At 63.0% G+C, this 13227-nt stretch carries 18 protein-coding genes and 2 pseudogenes; 9 read left to right on the forward strand and 11 right to left on the reverse strand.

Going from position 1 to position 13227, the window contains the following annotated elements; all coding sequences use genetic code 11:
• Positions 1-93: 93 nt before the first annotated feature.
• The gene (locus tag FJ434_RS13790; protein WP_246672660.1) at positions 94-993 is read right to left on the reverse strand and encodes a polyprenyl synthetase family protein; all 900 of its coding nucleotides are present in this window, start codon (positions 991-993) and stop codon (positions 94-96) included.
• Positions 994-1089: 96 nt separating this feature from the next.
• Between FJ434_RS13790 and FJ434_RS13795 the strand changes: the two genes are divergently transcribed.
• From FJ434_RS13795 to FJ434_RS13805, 3 genes are all read left to right on the forward strand, one after another.
• On the forward strand, positions 1090-1851 hold the full coding sequence (locus FJ434_RS13795; protein ID WP_140712977.1) for a transglycosylase domain-containing protein: 762 nt from the start codon (positions 1090-1092) through the stop codon (positions 1849-1851).
• Positions 1852-1989: 138 nt separating this feature from the next.
• The gene (gene rpmF, locus FJ434_RS13800; RefSeq protein ID WP_008834724.1) at positions 1990-2172 is read left to right on the forward strand and encodes a 50S ribosomal protein L32; all 183 of its coding nucleotides are present in this window, start codon (positions 1990-1992) and stop codon (positions 2170-2172) included.
• Positions 2173-2424: 252 nt separating this feature from the next.
• Positions 2425-2826, forward strand: coding sequence for a hypothetical protein (locus tag FJ434_RS13805; RefSeq protein WP_027141869.1), 402 nt, complete (start codon positions 2425-2427; stop codon positions 2824-2826).
• 3 nt (positions 2827-2829) lie between these two features.
• Here the strand turns inward: FJ434_RS13805 and FJ434_RS13810 are convergent, their stop codons facing one another.
• The 3 genes from FJ434_RS13810 to FJ434_RS13820 all read right to left on the reverse strand — a co-directional run bounded on the left by FJ434_RS13810 (position 2830) and on the right by FJ434_RS13820 (position 4257).
• A complete protein-coding gene (locus tag FJ434_RS13810) occupies positions 2830-3261 on the reverse strand; it encodes a heme-binding protein (RefSeq protein ID WP_140748111.1) in 432 nt (143 codons plus the stop codon).
• A 164-nt stretch (positions 3262-3425) separates the two neighbouring features.
• Positions 3426-3659, reverse strand: coding sequence for a hypothetical protein (locus FJ434_RS13815; protein WP_135863133.1), 234 nt, complete (start codon positions 3657-3659; stop codon positions 3426-3428).
• A gap of 76 nt (positions 3660-3735) precedes the next feature.
• Positions 3736-4257, reverse strand: coding sequence for a helix-turn-helix domain-containing protein (locus tag FJ434_RS13820; protein WP_140748108.1), 522 nt, complete (start codon positions 4255-4257; stop codon positions 3736-3738).
• 92 nt (positions 4258-4349) lie between these two features.
• Here FJ434_RS13820 and FJ434_RS13825 point away from each other — a divergent pair, with 92 nt between their 5' ends.
• The 3 genes and pseudogenes from FJ434_RS13825 (at position 4350) to FJ434_RS13835 (ending at position 6262) form a co-directional block, all read left to right on the forward strand.
• Entirely contained in the window at positions 4350-5186 is an 837-nt protein-coding gene (locus tag FJ434_RS13825) for an alpha/beta hydrolase (RefSeq protein ID WP_140748105.1), read from the forward strand.
• An 89-nt stretch (positions 5187-5275) separates the two neighbouring features.
• On the forward strand, positions 5276-5932 hold the full coding sequence (locus FJ434_RS13830; RefSeq protein WP_140748102.1) for a glutathione S-transferase family protein: 657 nt from the start codon (positions 5276-5278) through the stop codon (positions 5930-5932).
• 5 nt (positions 5933-5937) lie between these two features.
• Positions 5938-6262: pseudogene (locus FJ434_RS13835) on the forward strand (metalloregulator ArsR/SmtB family transcription factor).
• A 130-nt stretch (positions 6263-6392) separates the two neighbouring features.
• On the opposite strand, the gene FJ434_RS13840 reads toward FJ434_RS13835, so the two are convergent.
• The 3 genes and pseudogenes from FJ434_RS13840 to FJ434_RS13850 form a co-directional block, all read right to left on the reverse strand.
• Positions 6393-6656: a metalloregulator ArsR/SmtB family transcription factor gene (locus FJ434_RS13840; protein ID WP_010911936.1), complete on the reverse strand. Its 264-nt coding sequence runs from the start codon at positions 6654-6656 to the stop codon at positions 6393-6395.
• Positions 6657-6687: 31 nt separating this feature from the next.
• Positions 6688-7947: pseudogene (locus tag FJ434_RS13845) on the reverse strand (MFS transporter); the annotation flags it as partial.
• 74 nt (positions 7948-8021) lie between these two features.
• Positions 8022-8216 (reverse strand): DUF1192 domain-containing protein, encoded by a 195-nt coding sequence (locus FJ434_RS13850; protein WP_140509076.1) that lies wholly within the window; start codon positions 8214-8216, stop codon positions 8022-8024.
• Positions 8217-8338: 122 nt separating this feature from the next.
• Here FJ434_RS13850 and FJ434_RS13855 point away from each other — a divergent pair, with 122 nt between their 5' ends.
• The 3 genes from FJ434_RS13855 (at position 8339) to FJ434_RS13865 (ending at position 10806) form a co-directional block, all read left to right on the forward strand.
• Positions 8339-9349: an NAD(P)H-quinone oxidoreductase gene (locus FJ434_RS13855; protein ID WP_140748099.1), complete on the forward strand. Its 1011-nt coding sequence runs from the start codon at positions 8339-8341 to the stop codon at positions 9347-9349.
• 201 nt (positions 9350-9550) lie between these two features.
• Positions 9551-9691, forward strand: coding sequence for a DUF1127 domain-containing protein (locus tag FJ434_RS13860; RefSeq protein WP_013892619.1), 141 nt, complete (start codon positions 9551-9553; stop codon positions 9689-9691).
• Positions 9692-10110: 419 nt separating this feature from the next.
• Positions 10111-10806 (forward strand): DUF1013 domain-containing protein, encoded by a 696-nt coding sequence (locus tag FJ434_RS13865; protein ID WP_127278222.1) that lies wholly within the window; start codon positions 10111-10113, stop codon positions 10804-10806.
• Positions 10807-10870: 64 nt separating this feature from the next.
• Here the strand turns inward: FJ434_RS13865 and FJ434_RS13870 are convergent, their stop codons facing one another.
• The 4 genes from FJ434_RS13870 to FJ434_RS13885 all read right to left on the reverse strand — a co-directional run bounded on the left by FJ434_RS13870 (position 10871) and on the right by FJ434_RS13885 (position 12979).
• Positions 10871-11590, reverse strand: a complete 720-nt coding sequence (locus FJ434_RS13870; RefSeq protein ID WP_140712965.1) for a YafY family protein — start codon at positions 11588-11590, stop codon at positions 10871-10873.
• 72 nt (positions 11591-11662) lie between these two features.
• The gene (locus FJ434_RS13875) at positions 11663-12070 is read right to left on the reverse strand and encodes a hypothetical protein (RefSeq protein ID WP_140748097.1); all 408 of its coding nucleotides are present in this window, start codon (positions 12068-12070) and stop codon (positions 11663-11665) included.
• 66 nt (positions 12071-12136) lie between these two features.
• A complete protein-coding gene (locus FJ434_RS13880) occupies positions 12137-12727 on the reverse strand; it encodes a DJ-1/PfpI family protein (protein WP_140748095.1) in 591 nt (196 codons plus the stop codon).
• Between the two features lie 84 nt (positions 12728-12811).
• Positions 12812-12979 carry a hypothetical protein gene (locus FJ434_RS13885; protein ID WP_015315361.1) on the reverse strand — a complete coding sequence of 56 codons (168 nt, stop codon included), beginning with the start codon at positions 12977-12979 and terminating at the stop codon, positions 12812-12814.
• Between the last annotated feature and the right edge of the window lie 248 nt (positions 12980-13227).

The following is a 13227-nucleotide window of genomic DNA, read 5'->3' on the forward strand; positions in this document are numbered from 1 at the left end:
ACGCATTCTAAGAATTGGGATTACGCTTCATTTACATTAAGATTTCGTTGGCACAACCACAGGTGCAATGTGCAACCCGATATGGGCCTTCCGTCAGCTGTTGCGGGTTGCCACGAAGGTCGCGGCGGCCTTCAGCAGGGCCGCCTTTTCGCCATAGGGTTCGAGCAGCGCGTGCGCCTGGCCGACGAGACCGTCGAGCTGCTTGCGTGCCCAATCCGCGCCGTGCAAGGCAACCAGCGTCCCCTTGCCCGCGGCGGCATCCTTGCCGGTCGCCTTGCCCATCTGCCTGGCGTCGGCCGTCAGATCCAGCAGGTCGTCGGCGAGCTGGAAGGCAAGGCCGATCGCTGACCCGAACTCGGCCAGCCTTTCCCGGTCATCCGGCTGTGCGCCGGCCAGGATTGCACCCGCCTCGCAGGCGAAGCGGATCAAGGCGCCGGTCTTCATCGCCTGCAGCCGGATGATGCCGGCCTCGTCCGGTCGCACCAGCTCGGCTTCGAGATCAAGCTTCTGGCCGCCGACCATGCCACCGGCCCCGGCGGCGCGGGCCAGCGCCAGCACCAGCGCGCACCGCCGCTCGGCCGGCAGCGCGGTCGCTTCGCCGGCGAGGATATCGAAGGCGAGCGTCAGCAGTGCGTCGCCGGCCAGGATGGCGGTGGCCTCGTCAAAGGCCTTGTGCACGGTCGGCTGACCGCGGCGCAGGTCATCATCGTCCATTGCCGGCAGGTCATCATGGATCAGCGAATAGCAATGCACGCATTCGAGTGCCGCCGCGACGCGCAGCGCGGCTTCACCATCGGCGGAAAACAGTGCCGCACTTTCCATGACCAGGAAGGGGCGAAGGCGCTTGCCGCCGTTCAGCACGCCATGGCGCATCGCCGCCATCAGGCGATCGGGCCGCGCGATCTCGCCCGATAGCGGACGGTCGTCGAGCAACCGGCGCAGCATCACCTCGGCGGCGGCCGCGCGCCTGATGAGCGCCATTTCGAACGCCATTTCGTCCTCATTCGTCATGGCCGGGACCGGTAGCCGACACTCAGACGTTGCGCAAGAAGGCAAGCGCCATTATGCCGGAGCAAGGAGAAGTGCGGGTTGGGCGGCTTGGCGGAACCGATCGTCGATCATGAGACCGAAAAGCTGGACATGGCGACGAGATCGCGAGGCGTGAACCGTCGCAGTCTCAGGCGCTGGGTCCGGCGTGGCATCGTCGTGGCCGCCGTGCTGGCGCTTATCCCGGTGGTGCTGACCTTTCTCTACCTGCCGTTCTTCGTGCACCCGGTATCGACGCTGATGCTGAAGGACCTGGCGACCTTCTCCGGCTACGACCGGCGCTGGGTTTCCATTGATGACGTGGCACCCGTGCTCGCCCATTCGGTCATCATGTCGGAGGATGGGCAGTTCTGTTTCCACCGCGGCGTCGATCTTGGCGAGCTCAGGGGCGTCGTCGACGATGCGCTGGCCGGCGAGGCGACGCGCGGCGCCTCGACCATCACCATGCAGACGGTGAAGAACCTCTTCCTCTGGTCAAGGCCGCTGGGCTCGGTGCGCAAGGTCGTCGAACTGCCGCTGGCCGTCTACTTCGACGCGGTGATGTCGAAACGGCGCATCATGGAGATCTATCTCAACATCGCCGAATGGGGGCCGGGCATCTACGGCATCGAGGCGGCGGCGCAGCACCATTTCGGCATTTCCGCAAAGCAGTTGTCGCGCCGGCAGGCGGCCCTTCTCGCCGTCACTCTGCCAAACCCGATCGCCCGCAATCCGGCAAAACCCGGACCGGGCCTCAGACGGCTTGCCAACCTGATCGAGCGGCGCGCCGGGCGCTCAGGCGCTTATGTCGGCTGTCTGGACTAGCCGTACAAAAAAGATTCACCGCAGTGCTGGCCAAAACGGTGTCAGGCGTGTATAGGCACCCGACTTTCTCAGATTTAGGCCCGACATGGCCCTTTCACGAGGGCGGGCGGGCTTTTGACCATGTAGTGGAGCATATCCATGGCCGTTCCGAAACGCAAAACCTCTCCGTCCAAGCGCGGCATGCGCCGCTCGGCCGACGCCCTCAAGGCCCCGACCTATGTCGAGGACAAGAATTCCGGCGAAATGCGCCGCCCGCACCACATCGACCTGAAGACCGGCATGTACCGTGGTCGCCAGGTGCTGACGCCCAAGGAAAGCTGAGCCCAGCTTTTTTCGAAGGTTAGAGTTGCAAAAGACCGGCCTCTGGCCGGTCTTTTTGCGTTTGGTGCGGCGTGCGCGCCGGCTACTTCAAGCGCCGAGTTTTCGTCTCTCGTTTTTTCATGTCGGCCGGGCAAACGGCTGACATGGTTGTTGCATCCGGTCTTCGACCGTGTTTGCGGCCGTGCACGAAAAATCTTGACGCCGTGCCTGTGGAGCATTCTACAGAAGGTGCCCCCCATATGGAGACGCCAGATGTTCGGTGCCGTCCCGCTTTTGATCGTGCCTTTCGTGCTCTACAATCTCGGCCTGCTCGGTATATTCGGCGGCGGCGACGATCCGTGGGCGAGCGAGATATTCTCGTTCCGCATGATGTCGGGCGGGGTGTTCTCGATGACGCTCGGCGACCTTATCGTGCTGATCGGGCTGATCTTCCTGTTCCTCGAAATGGTGAAGTCGGCGCGCACGACCACGGCCTCGATCATGGACCATCTGCTGTCGACGCTTGTCTTCGTCGCTTTCCTGGTCGAGTTCCTGCTGGTGAAGGGTGCCGCCCATTCCATCTTCTTCACGCTGATGATCATCGCCCTGTTCGACGTGCTGGCCGGGTTCGCGGTGTCGATGCGGTCGGCCAGTCGCGACATCAATTTGAACTGAGGCTCAGCCCGGATCAGCGGTGAAGCCGGCGGCTTCGATGCCGGCAATCGCGGCTGCCTCGTCATTGTCTGACGTGTCGCCGGAAATACCGACGGCGCCGATGACACTCCCTCCCTTGTCGCGGATCAGCACGCCGCCGACGACCGGCAGCACGCGTCCCCCCGACACGTCGGAAATGCCGGCAACCAGATGCGGACGTTCCTTGGCGAAGGCCTCGACCTTGCGCGAGCCCATGCCGATCGCCAGCGCGCCATAGGCCTTGCCGGCCGACATTTGCGGGCGCAGGAACGAGGCGCCGTCCTGGCGCTGGAAGGCGACCAGGTGTCCGCCGGCGTCGAGCACCGATACGCCGAGCGGCTTGAGCTTGAGATCGGTGCCCCTGGCGAAGGCTGCATTGATGATCTCGACGGCTTTTTCGAGCGACAGCGCGGTCATGGCAATCTCCTGTTGAACAGCCCAATCATCGCCGGCCAGCCGGACCAGGCAATCCCGCTTTCGATTGAAATTGCTTCCTGTGAAGCAGCGGGATCAAGGCGCACCTGTCCGACGGCGTCACGACCGCTCGATTTAAGGCTAGGAATTGGCCAAAAGGCGGGGCGTTACTTTTTCTTGGCGCGGGCCGGCTTCTTGGCGGGGGCGGCAGGCGTGTTGGCTAGATCTTCGGCTTCCTTGGCGAGCCGCAGCGCTCGCAGCTTGTCGGTCTTGGCCTTGCGGGCGTCGCTCTCGGCGACGTACTCGGCCATGGCCTTCTGACGGACCGTCGCCGCCTCTTCCTGCTTCTTGAAGCGCAGATCGGCACGCGCGCGGGCGGTGTCCCTAGAGTTCTCAACCAAGAGCCTATCCAATCCCGTCACGTGTGATTTCCGTCCCTTGTAGCAGAGCCGGCCTTTCAACGGGGAAAATAGTTGGTCAGGCGGCCGGGCTGGCGTTGAGGGCCTTTTCGGCAACCACCGCTTCATAGGCGGCCTGCAGCGTCGCGCGGACAGAGGAGCCGGAAGCCGGATCGAGGGGTGTGCCGAGATGCTCATGGCGCAATTCGTCCATGAATTTCTCCCACATTGGAGGTCCGCCCTTTTCCAGGAGTTCGGCGCGGATCGAAAGTTCCTCGCTGGTCGGCAGCCAGACCCGGCCCCAGGCGCCGAGATGGGCCAGGATCGGCACCAGCGTGATGGCCATCTCGGTGAGGCTGTAGATCGCCTTCTGCTTGTGCGAAGGATCGTCCGCCTTGGTCAGCATGCCGAGCTCCATCAGCCGCTTCAACCGGTCGGCGAGGATGTTGGAGGCAATGCCTTCCATCGACCCGTTGAGCAGTTCACGAAAATGGCGCCTGCCGCCAAAAATCATGTCGCGCAGGATGATCAGGCTCCAGCGGTCGCCGAACACCTCCAGCGAGAGGTTGATCGGGCAGCCGGACCGGCGATCGAGGGTCATTCCATTTTCTCCACAAAACCGGTTGCATTATCGTATCGGTTTTACTATCGTGCAACCGATTGCAAAATGCAAGCAGAATAGGAGGCCATGAGATGACAACCAAAGACCGTCCCGAGATCATATCCGAAACCTTCGGCGATCCAGCGGGTCCGGCACTGCTGCTTATCATGGGCGCTATGGCCTCGATGCTTTGGTGGCCGGAGGCGTTTTGCCGGAAGCTGGCGGATGCCAGCCTATACGTGATCCGCTACGACAATCGCGACACCGGCCGGTCAACCAAATATCCGGTGGGACAGCCGCCCTACACTTTCGACGACATGGCCGACGACGCGATGGCCGTTCTCGACAGCCACGGCATCGGCAAGGCCCATGTCGTCGGCATGTCGATGGGCGGCATGATCGCGCAACTCGTCGCGCTCAAGCACCCCTCCCGTGTCGCATCGCTGACGGTGATCAGCAGTTCGCCCGTGGGGACCGACACTTCGCATTTGCCGCGGACGACCGACGCCTATTTGGAGCATTCGGCCGATGGGGCCAAAGTCGATTGGGCGGACCGCCGCCAGGTCATCGATTTCATGATCAGGGATGCGCGGGCAATCGCCAGCACCGCCCATCCGTTCGACGAGGAGGGGATGAGAGCGTTCATCGAACGGGATTATATCAGGTCCGGCGGCTTCCTGAGCGCCACCAATCATTTCATGCTCAAGGGCACGGATCAGTGGAAGGGTCGCCTGCACGAGATGAAGGCGCCATTGCTGGTCATCCACGGCACGTCGGATCCGATCTTTCCGGTCGAGCATGGCGAAGCCCTGGCCCAAGCTGTTGCCGGCGCGAAACTCCTTCGCGTCGAAGGCGGCGGTCACGAACTGCATCCGGACGACTGGCCTGACATGGAAGCCGCTATCGTCGCGCACGTCCGATCCAGCTGAGACTTCGCGGGTCAGCCTTGATGAGCAAGGCTCACCGAAATAGTTAAGCAGATGATTCAGTGTTGTTGCAGAAACAGACGAGCACAAGAATGTCCCTGACGCTGCATTTCCATCCGCTGGCCTCCTTCTGCTGGAAGCCGCTGATCGCGCTCTATGAGAACGCCACGCCTTTTTCGCCGGTCATTGTCGATCTCGGCGACGAGCGATCGCGCGCGGCCTTCCTGAAGGTTTCGCCGACCGGCAAGATGCCGGCGCTGCGCGACGACGCGCGTGACCGTACGGTGCTGGAATCAACCATTGTCGTGGAGTATCTGGCCGCGCACTATCCGGGACCGGTCGACCTCGTTCCCGCCGACATCGACATGGCGCTGGCGGTCCGACAGGCCGACCGCTTCTATGATTTCTATGTGCAGGAGCCGATGCAGAAGATCGTCGGCGACAGGTTGCGGCCGCAGGACAAGACTGATCCATTCGGTGTCGAGCAGGCGCGTGCCCAGTTGCGCAATTCCTACGCCATCATCGAACAGGAGATGCAATCGAGAGAATGGGCTGTGGGCGATGCCTTCACCATGGCCGATTGCGCGGCGTCTCCGGCGCTCTTCTACGCCAACAAGGTCGAGCCGTTCGGCGACAGATATCCTGCCGTGAAGCGCTATCACGACCGCCTGCTGCAGCGCGCTGCCTTCATCAGGGTGATCGAGGAGGCGCAGCCCTACTTCAAGCTCTTCCCCTACAACAACGGCTGATCGCGATGCTGCATGATCCCGCCCAGCTCGACCTGATGTTTCAGGCGCTCGCCGATCCGGCGCGGCGGCAGATGGTCGACCGGCTGTCACGCGGCCCCGCCTCGGTGAGCCAGTTGGGCCGAGCCGCTGGCCATGTCGCTGTCGGCGGTCGTCCAGCACCTCAATCTCCTGGAGGCGAGCGGTCTCGTGCGCACACAGAAGGTCGGGCGGGTGCGCACCTGCCAGATCGAGCGGAAGGCACTGCGAGCGGCCGAGCACTGGATCAACGAGCGGCGCCTCTCATGGGAACGCCGGCTGGATCGGCGCGGCGACTTCCTGGCCGAGAGCTAGACAGCGCGGGTACCGCGGCTAAAGCGCGTCGCGTCGAAAAGGATATTTGCGACGCGCCTCAGGTCTTTGCCCGATGCGTGTCGTTGTCGCAAAACCGAGATCACTTTTGCGCGACATGCATTAGAAATGATCACGCTTCCCAGAATTGATCGAGCCAGATGTTGAGTCTCAGGAAGCCGGCATTGCTCACCGTATAGACACGCCTCGTGCCTTCAGCCTTGGCGTTGACCAGTCCGGCATCGAGCAACACTTTCAGATGCTGTGACACGGCCGGACGGGAGACCGGCAGCCCGGCCGCCAATTCGTTGACGGTCTTCGGACCGCGTCGAAGTTCTTCCAGAAGATGGCGCCGATTGGGATCGGCGATCGCCATGAAGGCGTCGGAAAACATCATGCCTCATTTGTGAGGCAAAGTTTTTCAAATCTCAACTGTTTGCTTCTGCTTTTCTTCTCGGATCAAGCCGCAATGCTTCGGGGGTCACCGAACGGTCGGCAGGCTGCGTCTTGAAGGCATCGCGATCCTCGATCGGCACCGGAGCGCGGCGGCTGATGCGCAGCAGCGTGTAGCCAGCCAGGGACAGATGCGCCAAGGCGGTCGCCAGGAACAGGCCCTCCGGGCGCATCCAGCCCATCAGGGCCGCCGCCAGCAACGGCCCGATCATGGTGCCGAAGCCGTAAAGCAGCAGCAGGCCGCCCGATACCTTGACGAAATCCTCGGAGCGCGCGTGGTCGTTGGCATGCGCCACGGCAATCGAATAGAGCGTGTAGGCGAAAGCGCCGTAGGCGGCGGTGAAGACGAGGACGAAGACTGCGGAGCGCGGCTCGAACAGGAAGATGAGAAGCGCAAACAGCGCCGCGCCGAAAGCGGCACCGGCCAGCACGAAACGCCGGTCGGTCTTGTCGGAGAGACGCCCGGCCGGAAGCTGCATGGCGGCACCGGCGACGACCACAAGGCTCATCATCAAGGCGATCTCGGCAGTAGGGATGCCGATGCGGGCTCCGTAAACCGCGCCAAGCGTGCCCCAGGCGCCATTGGCGATGCCGATCAAGAGGCAGGCAATCGCCGACACGGGAGAGTTGGCGTAGAGCCCCTTGACGTCGAGTTTGACGTCCTGCAGCGGCTTCGGATGCGAGGCCGTCGAGACCGCGGTCGGAATGAGCGACAGGCAGAACAGGATGCCTGTGATCATGAACAGCGACGCCGATTTCACGTCGCCGCCGGCGACGATCATCTGTCCGCCCATGATCGAGGCATAGGTGACCATCATGTAGAGGCCGAAGACGGTGCCGCGGTTCTCGTTGGTGGCCTTCTCGTTCAGCCAGCTCTCGATGACCATGAAGGCGCCGGCCATGGTAAAACCGGTGAAGGCCCGTAGCAGGATCCAGACATACTCGTCGATGACAAGGCCCGTCAGCAGCGCCACGATGGCGCCGGACGCGGCAAAGGCGCCGAAGGCGCGCACATGTCCGGCGCGGCGCACGATGCGCGGCGCAAAGAAACAGCCGGTGACGAAGCCGCCGGCCCAGGCCGTGCCCATCAGGCCAAGCGAAGCGGTCGAGAATCCTTCCACCTGACCGCGCAGAGGCAACAGCAGCCCGTGCAGTCCCGATGCCGCCAGAAGGAAGGCGGTGCCGCGAAGCAGGGAAAGGATCGGTCTGTAGGCTGCGAGCATTTTTTGATCCGGCTGGACTGGGAGGGACGCAGGTTTGAAGACAGTCGCATTCGGGCTTTTCGGCGGCGGGCGGTTACCTCAGCGAATTATCCGCGGCGAAACAGCGCCTCGGCGGCCGACTTGGTATTGTCCTTGGTCTTGAGTTCGGCCTCCAGGCGGGCGATCTCGTCGCGCAGGATGCCGATGCGTTCGGACAGTTCACCGACGGAAAGCAGCGACAGGTCCTGCCCGATCTCGTGCGGACGTGCCTTCTTCTCGGGTTCGTCGTCGAAGATCGCCATCGTTGCTCCTCCTCCGCCAGACCAGATTGGCCATTTGCCTGATTTGCCAATGAGCATACATAGGGCAGGGGTGTCGATGCAAACAGCCGGTAAGAGTGCGGCGAGGAAAGACGGGAAACTTCATGGCGAGCGGACAGAAAATTCCGGCACGGATGACGGCGATCGCGATCTCGGAGCCGGGCGGCCCCCGGGTGTTGAAGCCGGAAACGCGCGACGTGCCGCTGCCCGGCCCCGGAGAAATCCTGATTAAGGTCCATGCCGCCGGCGTCAACCGGCCCGACGTCCAGCAGCGCAAGGGCGCCTATCCGCCACCGCCCGGCGCATCGGACCTGCCGGGCCTCGAGGTGTCGGGAGAAGTGGCCGCTCTTGGCGACGAGATATCGCGCTGGCGCATCGGCGACCGGGTCTGCGCGCTCACGCCCGGCGGCGGCTATGCCGAATATGCTAGGGTTCATGCAGGCAGCGTTCTGCCGCTGCCGGCGGGTTTCACCCACACGGAAGCGGCGGCGGTGCCGGAGAACTACTTCACCGTCTGGCACAATGTGTTCGAGCGCGGCGGACTCAAGAAGGGTGAGACACTGCTCGTCCATGGCGGCTCGTCCGGCATCGGCACTACGGCGATCCAGCTCGCCTCGGCCTTCGGCGCCTATGTCATCACCACCGCCGGATCCCAGGAGAAATGTGACGCCTGCCTGAAGCTCGGTGCCGACCGCGCGATCAATTACCGCGAGCAGGATTTCGTCGCCGCGGTCAAAGAGGCGACCGAAGGCCGGGGCGCCAACGTCATCCTCGACATGGTCGGTGGCGATTATATCCAGCGAAACTACGAGGCCGCCGCTGTCGAGGGCCGCATCGTGCAGATCGCCGTCCAGGCCGGCGCGGTGGCGAGCGCCGACTTTTCCAAGGTCATGGTCAAGCGGCTGACCCATACGGGTTCGACGCTGAGGCCGCGCAGCGTCGAATTCAAGGCCGCGATCGCGGCGGCGCTGGAGGCGCAAGTATGGCCTCTGCTGAGCGCGCGCAAGGTGGCGCCCGTCATGGACATGATCTACCCGCTCACCGACGCCTGGCGTGCGCATGAGCGGATGGAGGAGGGCGAGCATATTGGCAAGATCGTGCTCGACGTCGGCTAGGACGCCAGCATTTTCGGCCCGGCCTGACCGGATCTCGACACGGTCTGGCCAACGCCCTTCGCCCCTGCCTACAGGATGAACAGAAGCTTAATGGTGCAATGCAGCATTTGCATCATTGCTATGCAAAATCGGCTGTTCAAGTCCCGCTCGATGATCACTATTTGAGCATCATCGAAACGAACCCAATTCAGGAGGACTACCATGAACCCGATCCGTGCTTTCCGTAACTGGCGCATGTACAACGAGACCGTTCGCGAACTGAACCGCCTCAACGCACGTCAGCTCAGCGACCTCGGAATCAACCGCGGCGACATCGAGCGGATCGCCCGTCAGGCGATCTGATTGCAAGCGCGACCCGCCGCAAGGCAGGGTCGCAATGCAGAGCCGCTGCGGACGCTTGTCGTCGCCGGTTCCAAGCCCGCTGGACCCTGTCCGGCGGGTTTTGTCTTTTGGGGGCTTCGGATTCATCTCGGCTTCGGCGTGACATGCCATGGCGATCCGCGGCAAATGCGGTGGCAGGGCGCGCAAGCTGGAGGAACGCCATGTCATGGACAATCGGCAAATGCCGACTGTCGGATCTTTAGCGGCCGGCCACGCTTGTTAGCCGCCACCGCGTGCCTTGGTTGGCCACGTCGTCCCAGCTCTTCCAAAAACGTTGCGAAAGCAGTCTGGAACGGTTATACAGGCCGCGAATTTCCCATTTTGGTGGCCCTAAACCACCGCCCGCGCGGGAACGCGGGCGAACGAGAAGGATTTTGCACATGGCCAATACGCTGCTGATGCCCAAGGCGACCGCCGTCTGGCTGGTCGACAACACCGCGCTTTCCTTTGAGCAGATCGCGCAATTCTGCGGGCTGCATCCGCTCGAGGTCAAGGCGATCGCCGACGGTGAATCGGCGCAAGGCATCAAGGGCATGGATCCGATCATGACCGGCCAGCTGACCCGCGACGAGATCGCGCGCGCCGAGAAGGATCCGAACCAGCGCCTGAAGCTTTCCGATCCCAAGGTGCGGGTACCCGAATCCAAGCGCAAGGGCCCGCGCTATACGCCGCTGTCGAAGCGCCAGGACCGGCCGAACGCCATCCTGTGGCTGGTGCGCAACCACCCCGAGCTCAAGGACGCGCAGATTTCGCGCCTCGTCGGCACCACCAAGTCGACGATCGAGCAGATCCGCGAGCGCAAGCACTGGAATTCGGCCAATCTGCAGCCGATGGATCCGGTGACGCTGGGTCTCGCCTCGCAGATCGACCTCGACATGGAAGTCAACCGCGCCTCGCGCGGCCGCGAGCAGGCTCAGCCGGTCGGCGACACGCTGCTGCCGGCGGCACTGACCGAGCGGTTGGTGCCGGCTCCGGAGAAGCCGAAGGACGAGGACGCGGAGCTCGACGCAAACGCCGTCTTCGCCAAGCTGTCGGCGCTGAAGTCGAAGGATACCGATAAGGACGACGAGGAATAGGCTTTTCGCCTACGCAACAAAAAAGCCCGCTTCGAGCGGGCTTTTTTGTACGGTCCGGCAAATCTCAGCTTCGCGCCGCGCGGTCGGGCGCCATGCCGTAATCCTCGCTGCGCTCCACCGCCCGGTAGAAATCGGCAAGCTGCTTGCCGCGTTCCGGCTTGAAGATGCGCCCTGCGATGACCACCGAGGCGATGCGGTCGATGCGGAAGGCGCGGAAATCATCGCGCATCTCACACCAGGCGACCAGCGTCCACACCTTACCCCAGAACCACAGGCCGAGCGGCCTGATATCGCGCAGTGTGCCGCGGCCGGCTTCATCGGAGTAGTCGATGGTCAGCACCTGGCGCTTTTCGACCGCGCGTTCGATCAGGTCGATCGCCTCGCGGGCGGCGTCGCTGACCACCCACATCGGCGTGTGGATCTCGGTGCGGGCGATGCGGTCCTTTTCGGCATCGGGCAGCACGGCACCGATCTTGACCAGCGCTTCGTCGGCGGCCCGCGCCATCGCAGCGCCGCCAAAGGCGCGAACCATACGGGCGCCGGCAACCAGCGCCACGATTTCGTCACGCGTGAACATCAACGGCGGAAGGTCGAAACCCTCCCTCATCATGTAGCCAACGCCGGCCTCGCCGTCGATCGGCACGCCCGTCGACTGCAGGTCGGCTATGTCGCGATAGATGGTTCGCTCGGAAACCTCGAGCCATGTGCCGAGCTTCTGGGCGGTGACCAAGCGGCCACCACGCAGATGCTGCACGATCTGAAAGAGCCTGTCGGCGCGGCGCATCGTTTGCTTCCCCAGTATTTCTCCCATGCATGCCGTGGCTCCCTGACCGGATCCACTTCCACATGACATGCATTACGGTTTCAGCCCTTCGCGCTTGCGCTGCGTGGCAACAAATTTCGCGCCGAAGGACAGGTTCCTCGTTGTCGGCGCCTTCGCATCCAGCACGCGCCGGGAGGGAGCGATGTCGCGGAGCGTCATGCCGCGCTCGAAATCCTCCTTGGCGGCTTCAGCGACCGTGCGCAGATGATAGCCTATGGTGACCGGGCATGTCACTTCGGCGCCGTGCCCGATGGCAAGCGCCGTGCGCAGCGCACGAACGTCCATCTCGACGCCTTCGGGGATAGAGCGGATGAAATCATCGACCTGGCGCGCGGTCGGCACCAGCATCGGCTGGCCCTCGACGACGTCTCCCACCGTGCGCGGCGTTGGTTTCACACCGTTGATACCAGGCGTGTTCAGCCTGTCGTTCCAGTTTTTCATCGATCGTCCTCTCGGCCGGCCATGTGCATCATCCCACCATCGCACGCGCCTCCTGACAGCATACTGTCAGGAGGCTTCAGCATACTCCTTGGCGAACAGCGTCCGCATCTGCGCGAGATCGCCGCCTTTTTCCGGGTAGAGCGTCTGCAGAAAGGCAAGGGCGAAAGTGCCGGGCGCCGAACCTGGCGCGGACACGATCCTGCCGTCGGCCACGGCATAAGGCACGTCCTGATAATTGCCCTCGCCGGCATAGCCGGCCTCGTGGTGATTGATCCAGTCACGGCCATTGCTGGTATGCTTGGCGTTCGCGAACATGCCGGCTCGAGCCAGCGCAAGCGTCCCGGCGCAAATCCCGCCAACGACACCGCCGCGCCTGGCGACGGCCGCCAGCAGTTCGGATATATCCGGCGGCGCCTTGCCCGCCCACTGGTCGGAACCGATGACGGCCACGGCATCGAGATCGGTATTCTCATCGACGATGGCCGACCGGTCTGGTGTCAGCCGAAAACCGCTGATTCCGGTCACCGGCTTGCCTTCGGGCGTAACCGAGACGGCGCGAGCGCCGAACCATTCGACCGCCGACGCCGCCAGCAGCCCATATTCCCAGTCGGCAAAACCCTCGATGAACAGAAAGCCGATTGTCTTCCGATCGGGCATAAGCTCGCTCCATCCCTCGCGCGCCGGACCTAATATCTGGGTGCTGACGCATCAGCGTCCAACTGCTGCGTTGAAAATTTCGTCTCAATTGCCGTGATGGCGACGCTCGGCATACATGTCAGGCCAGCCGATATCCTTGCGAATGTCGGCGGGCAGCGCATTCATGAACCGCTGGGTCCGGATCTCGTTGCGCATCGTGCGGATCTTGCCGACATAATGCTGCATGCCGCGCAGAATGGTAAAACCGTTCATGACCAATCTCCTCTCTCTAACTGGAGACAGTATCGCACACCCCTGCTGACAGCAGTCTGTCAGCAGGATGGCAGGTCGTGCGACGACAGTTCCGCCCCTGCCGTAACAGGTCATGCGGCTGCGGATCGTTCACCAGGATCAGGCTAATCGGGGCCGTATTGTTCATCGCTTGGTGACGAACTGTCGGAATAGGCGGCCTTCAACGAGGTGACCGGAGTTCTGATATCAAAGGAGAAAATTCTTCCCCC

The organism is Mesorhizobium sp. B2-5-13 (assembly GCF_006440535.1).
Taxonomy (GTDB): Bacteria; Pseudomonadota; Alphaproteobacteria; order Rhizobiales; family Rhizobiaceae; genus Mesorhizobium; species Mesorhizobium salmacidum.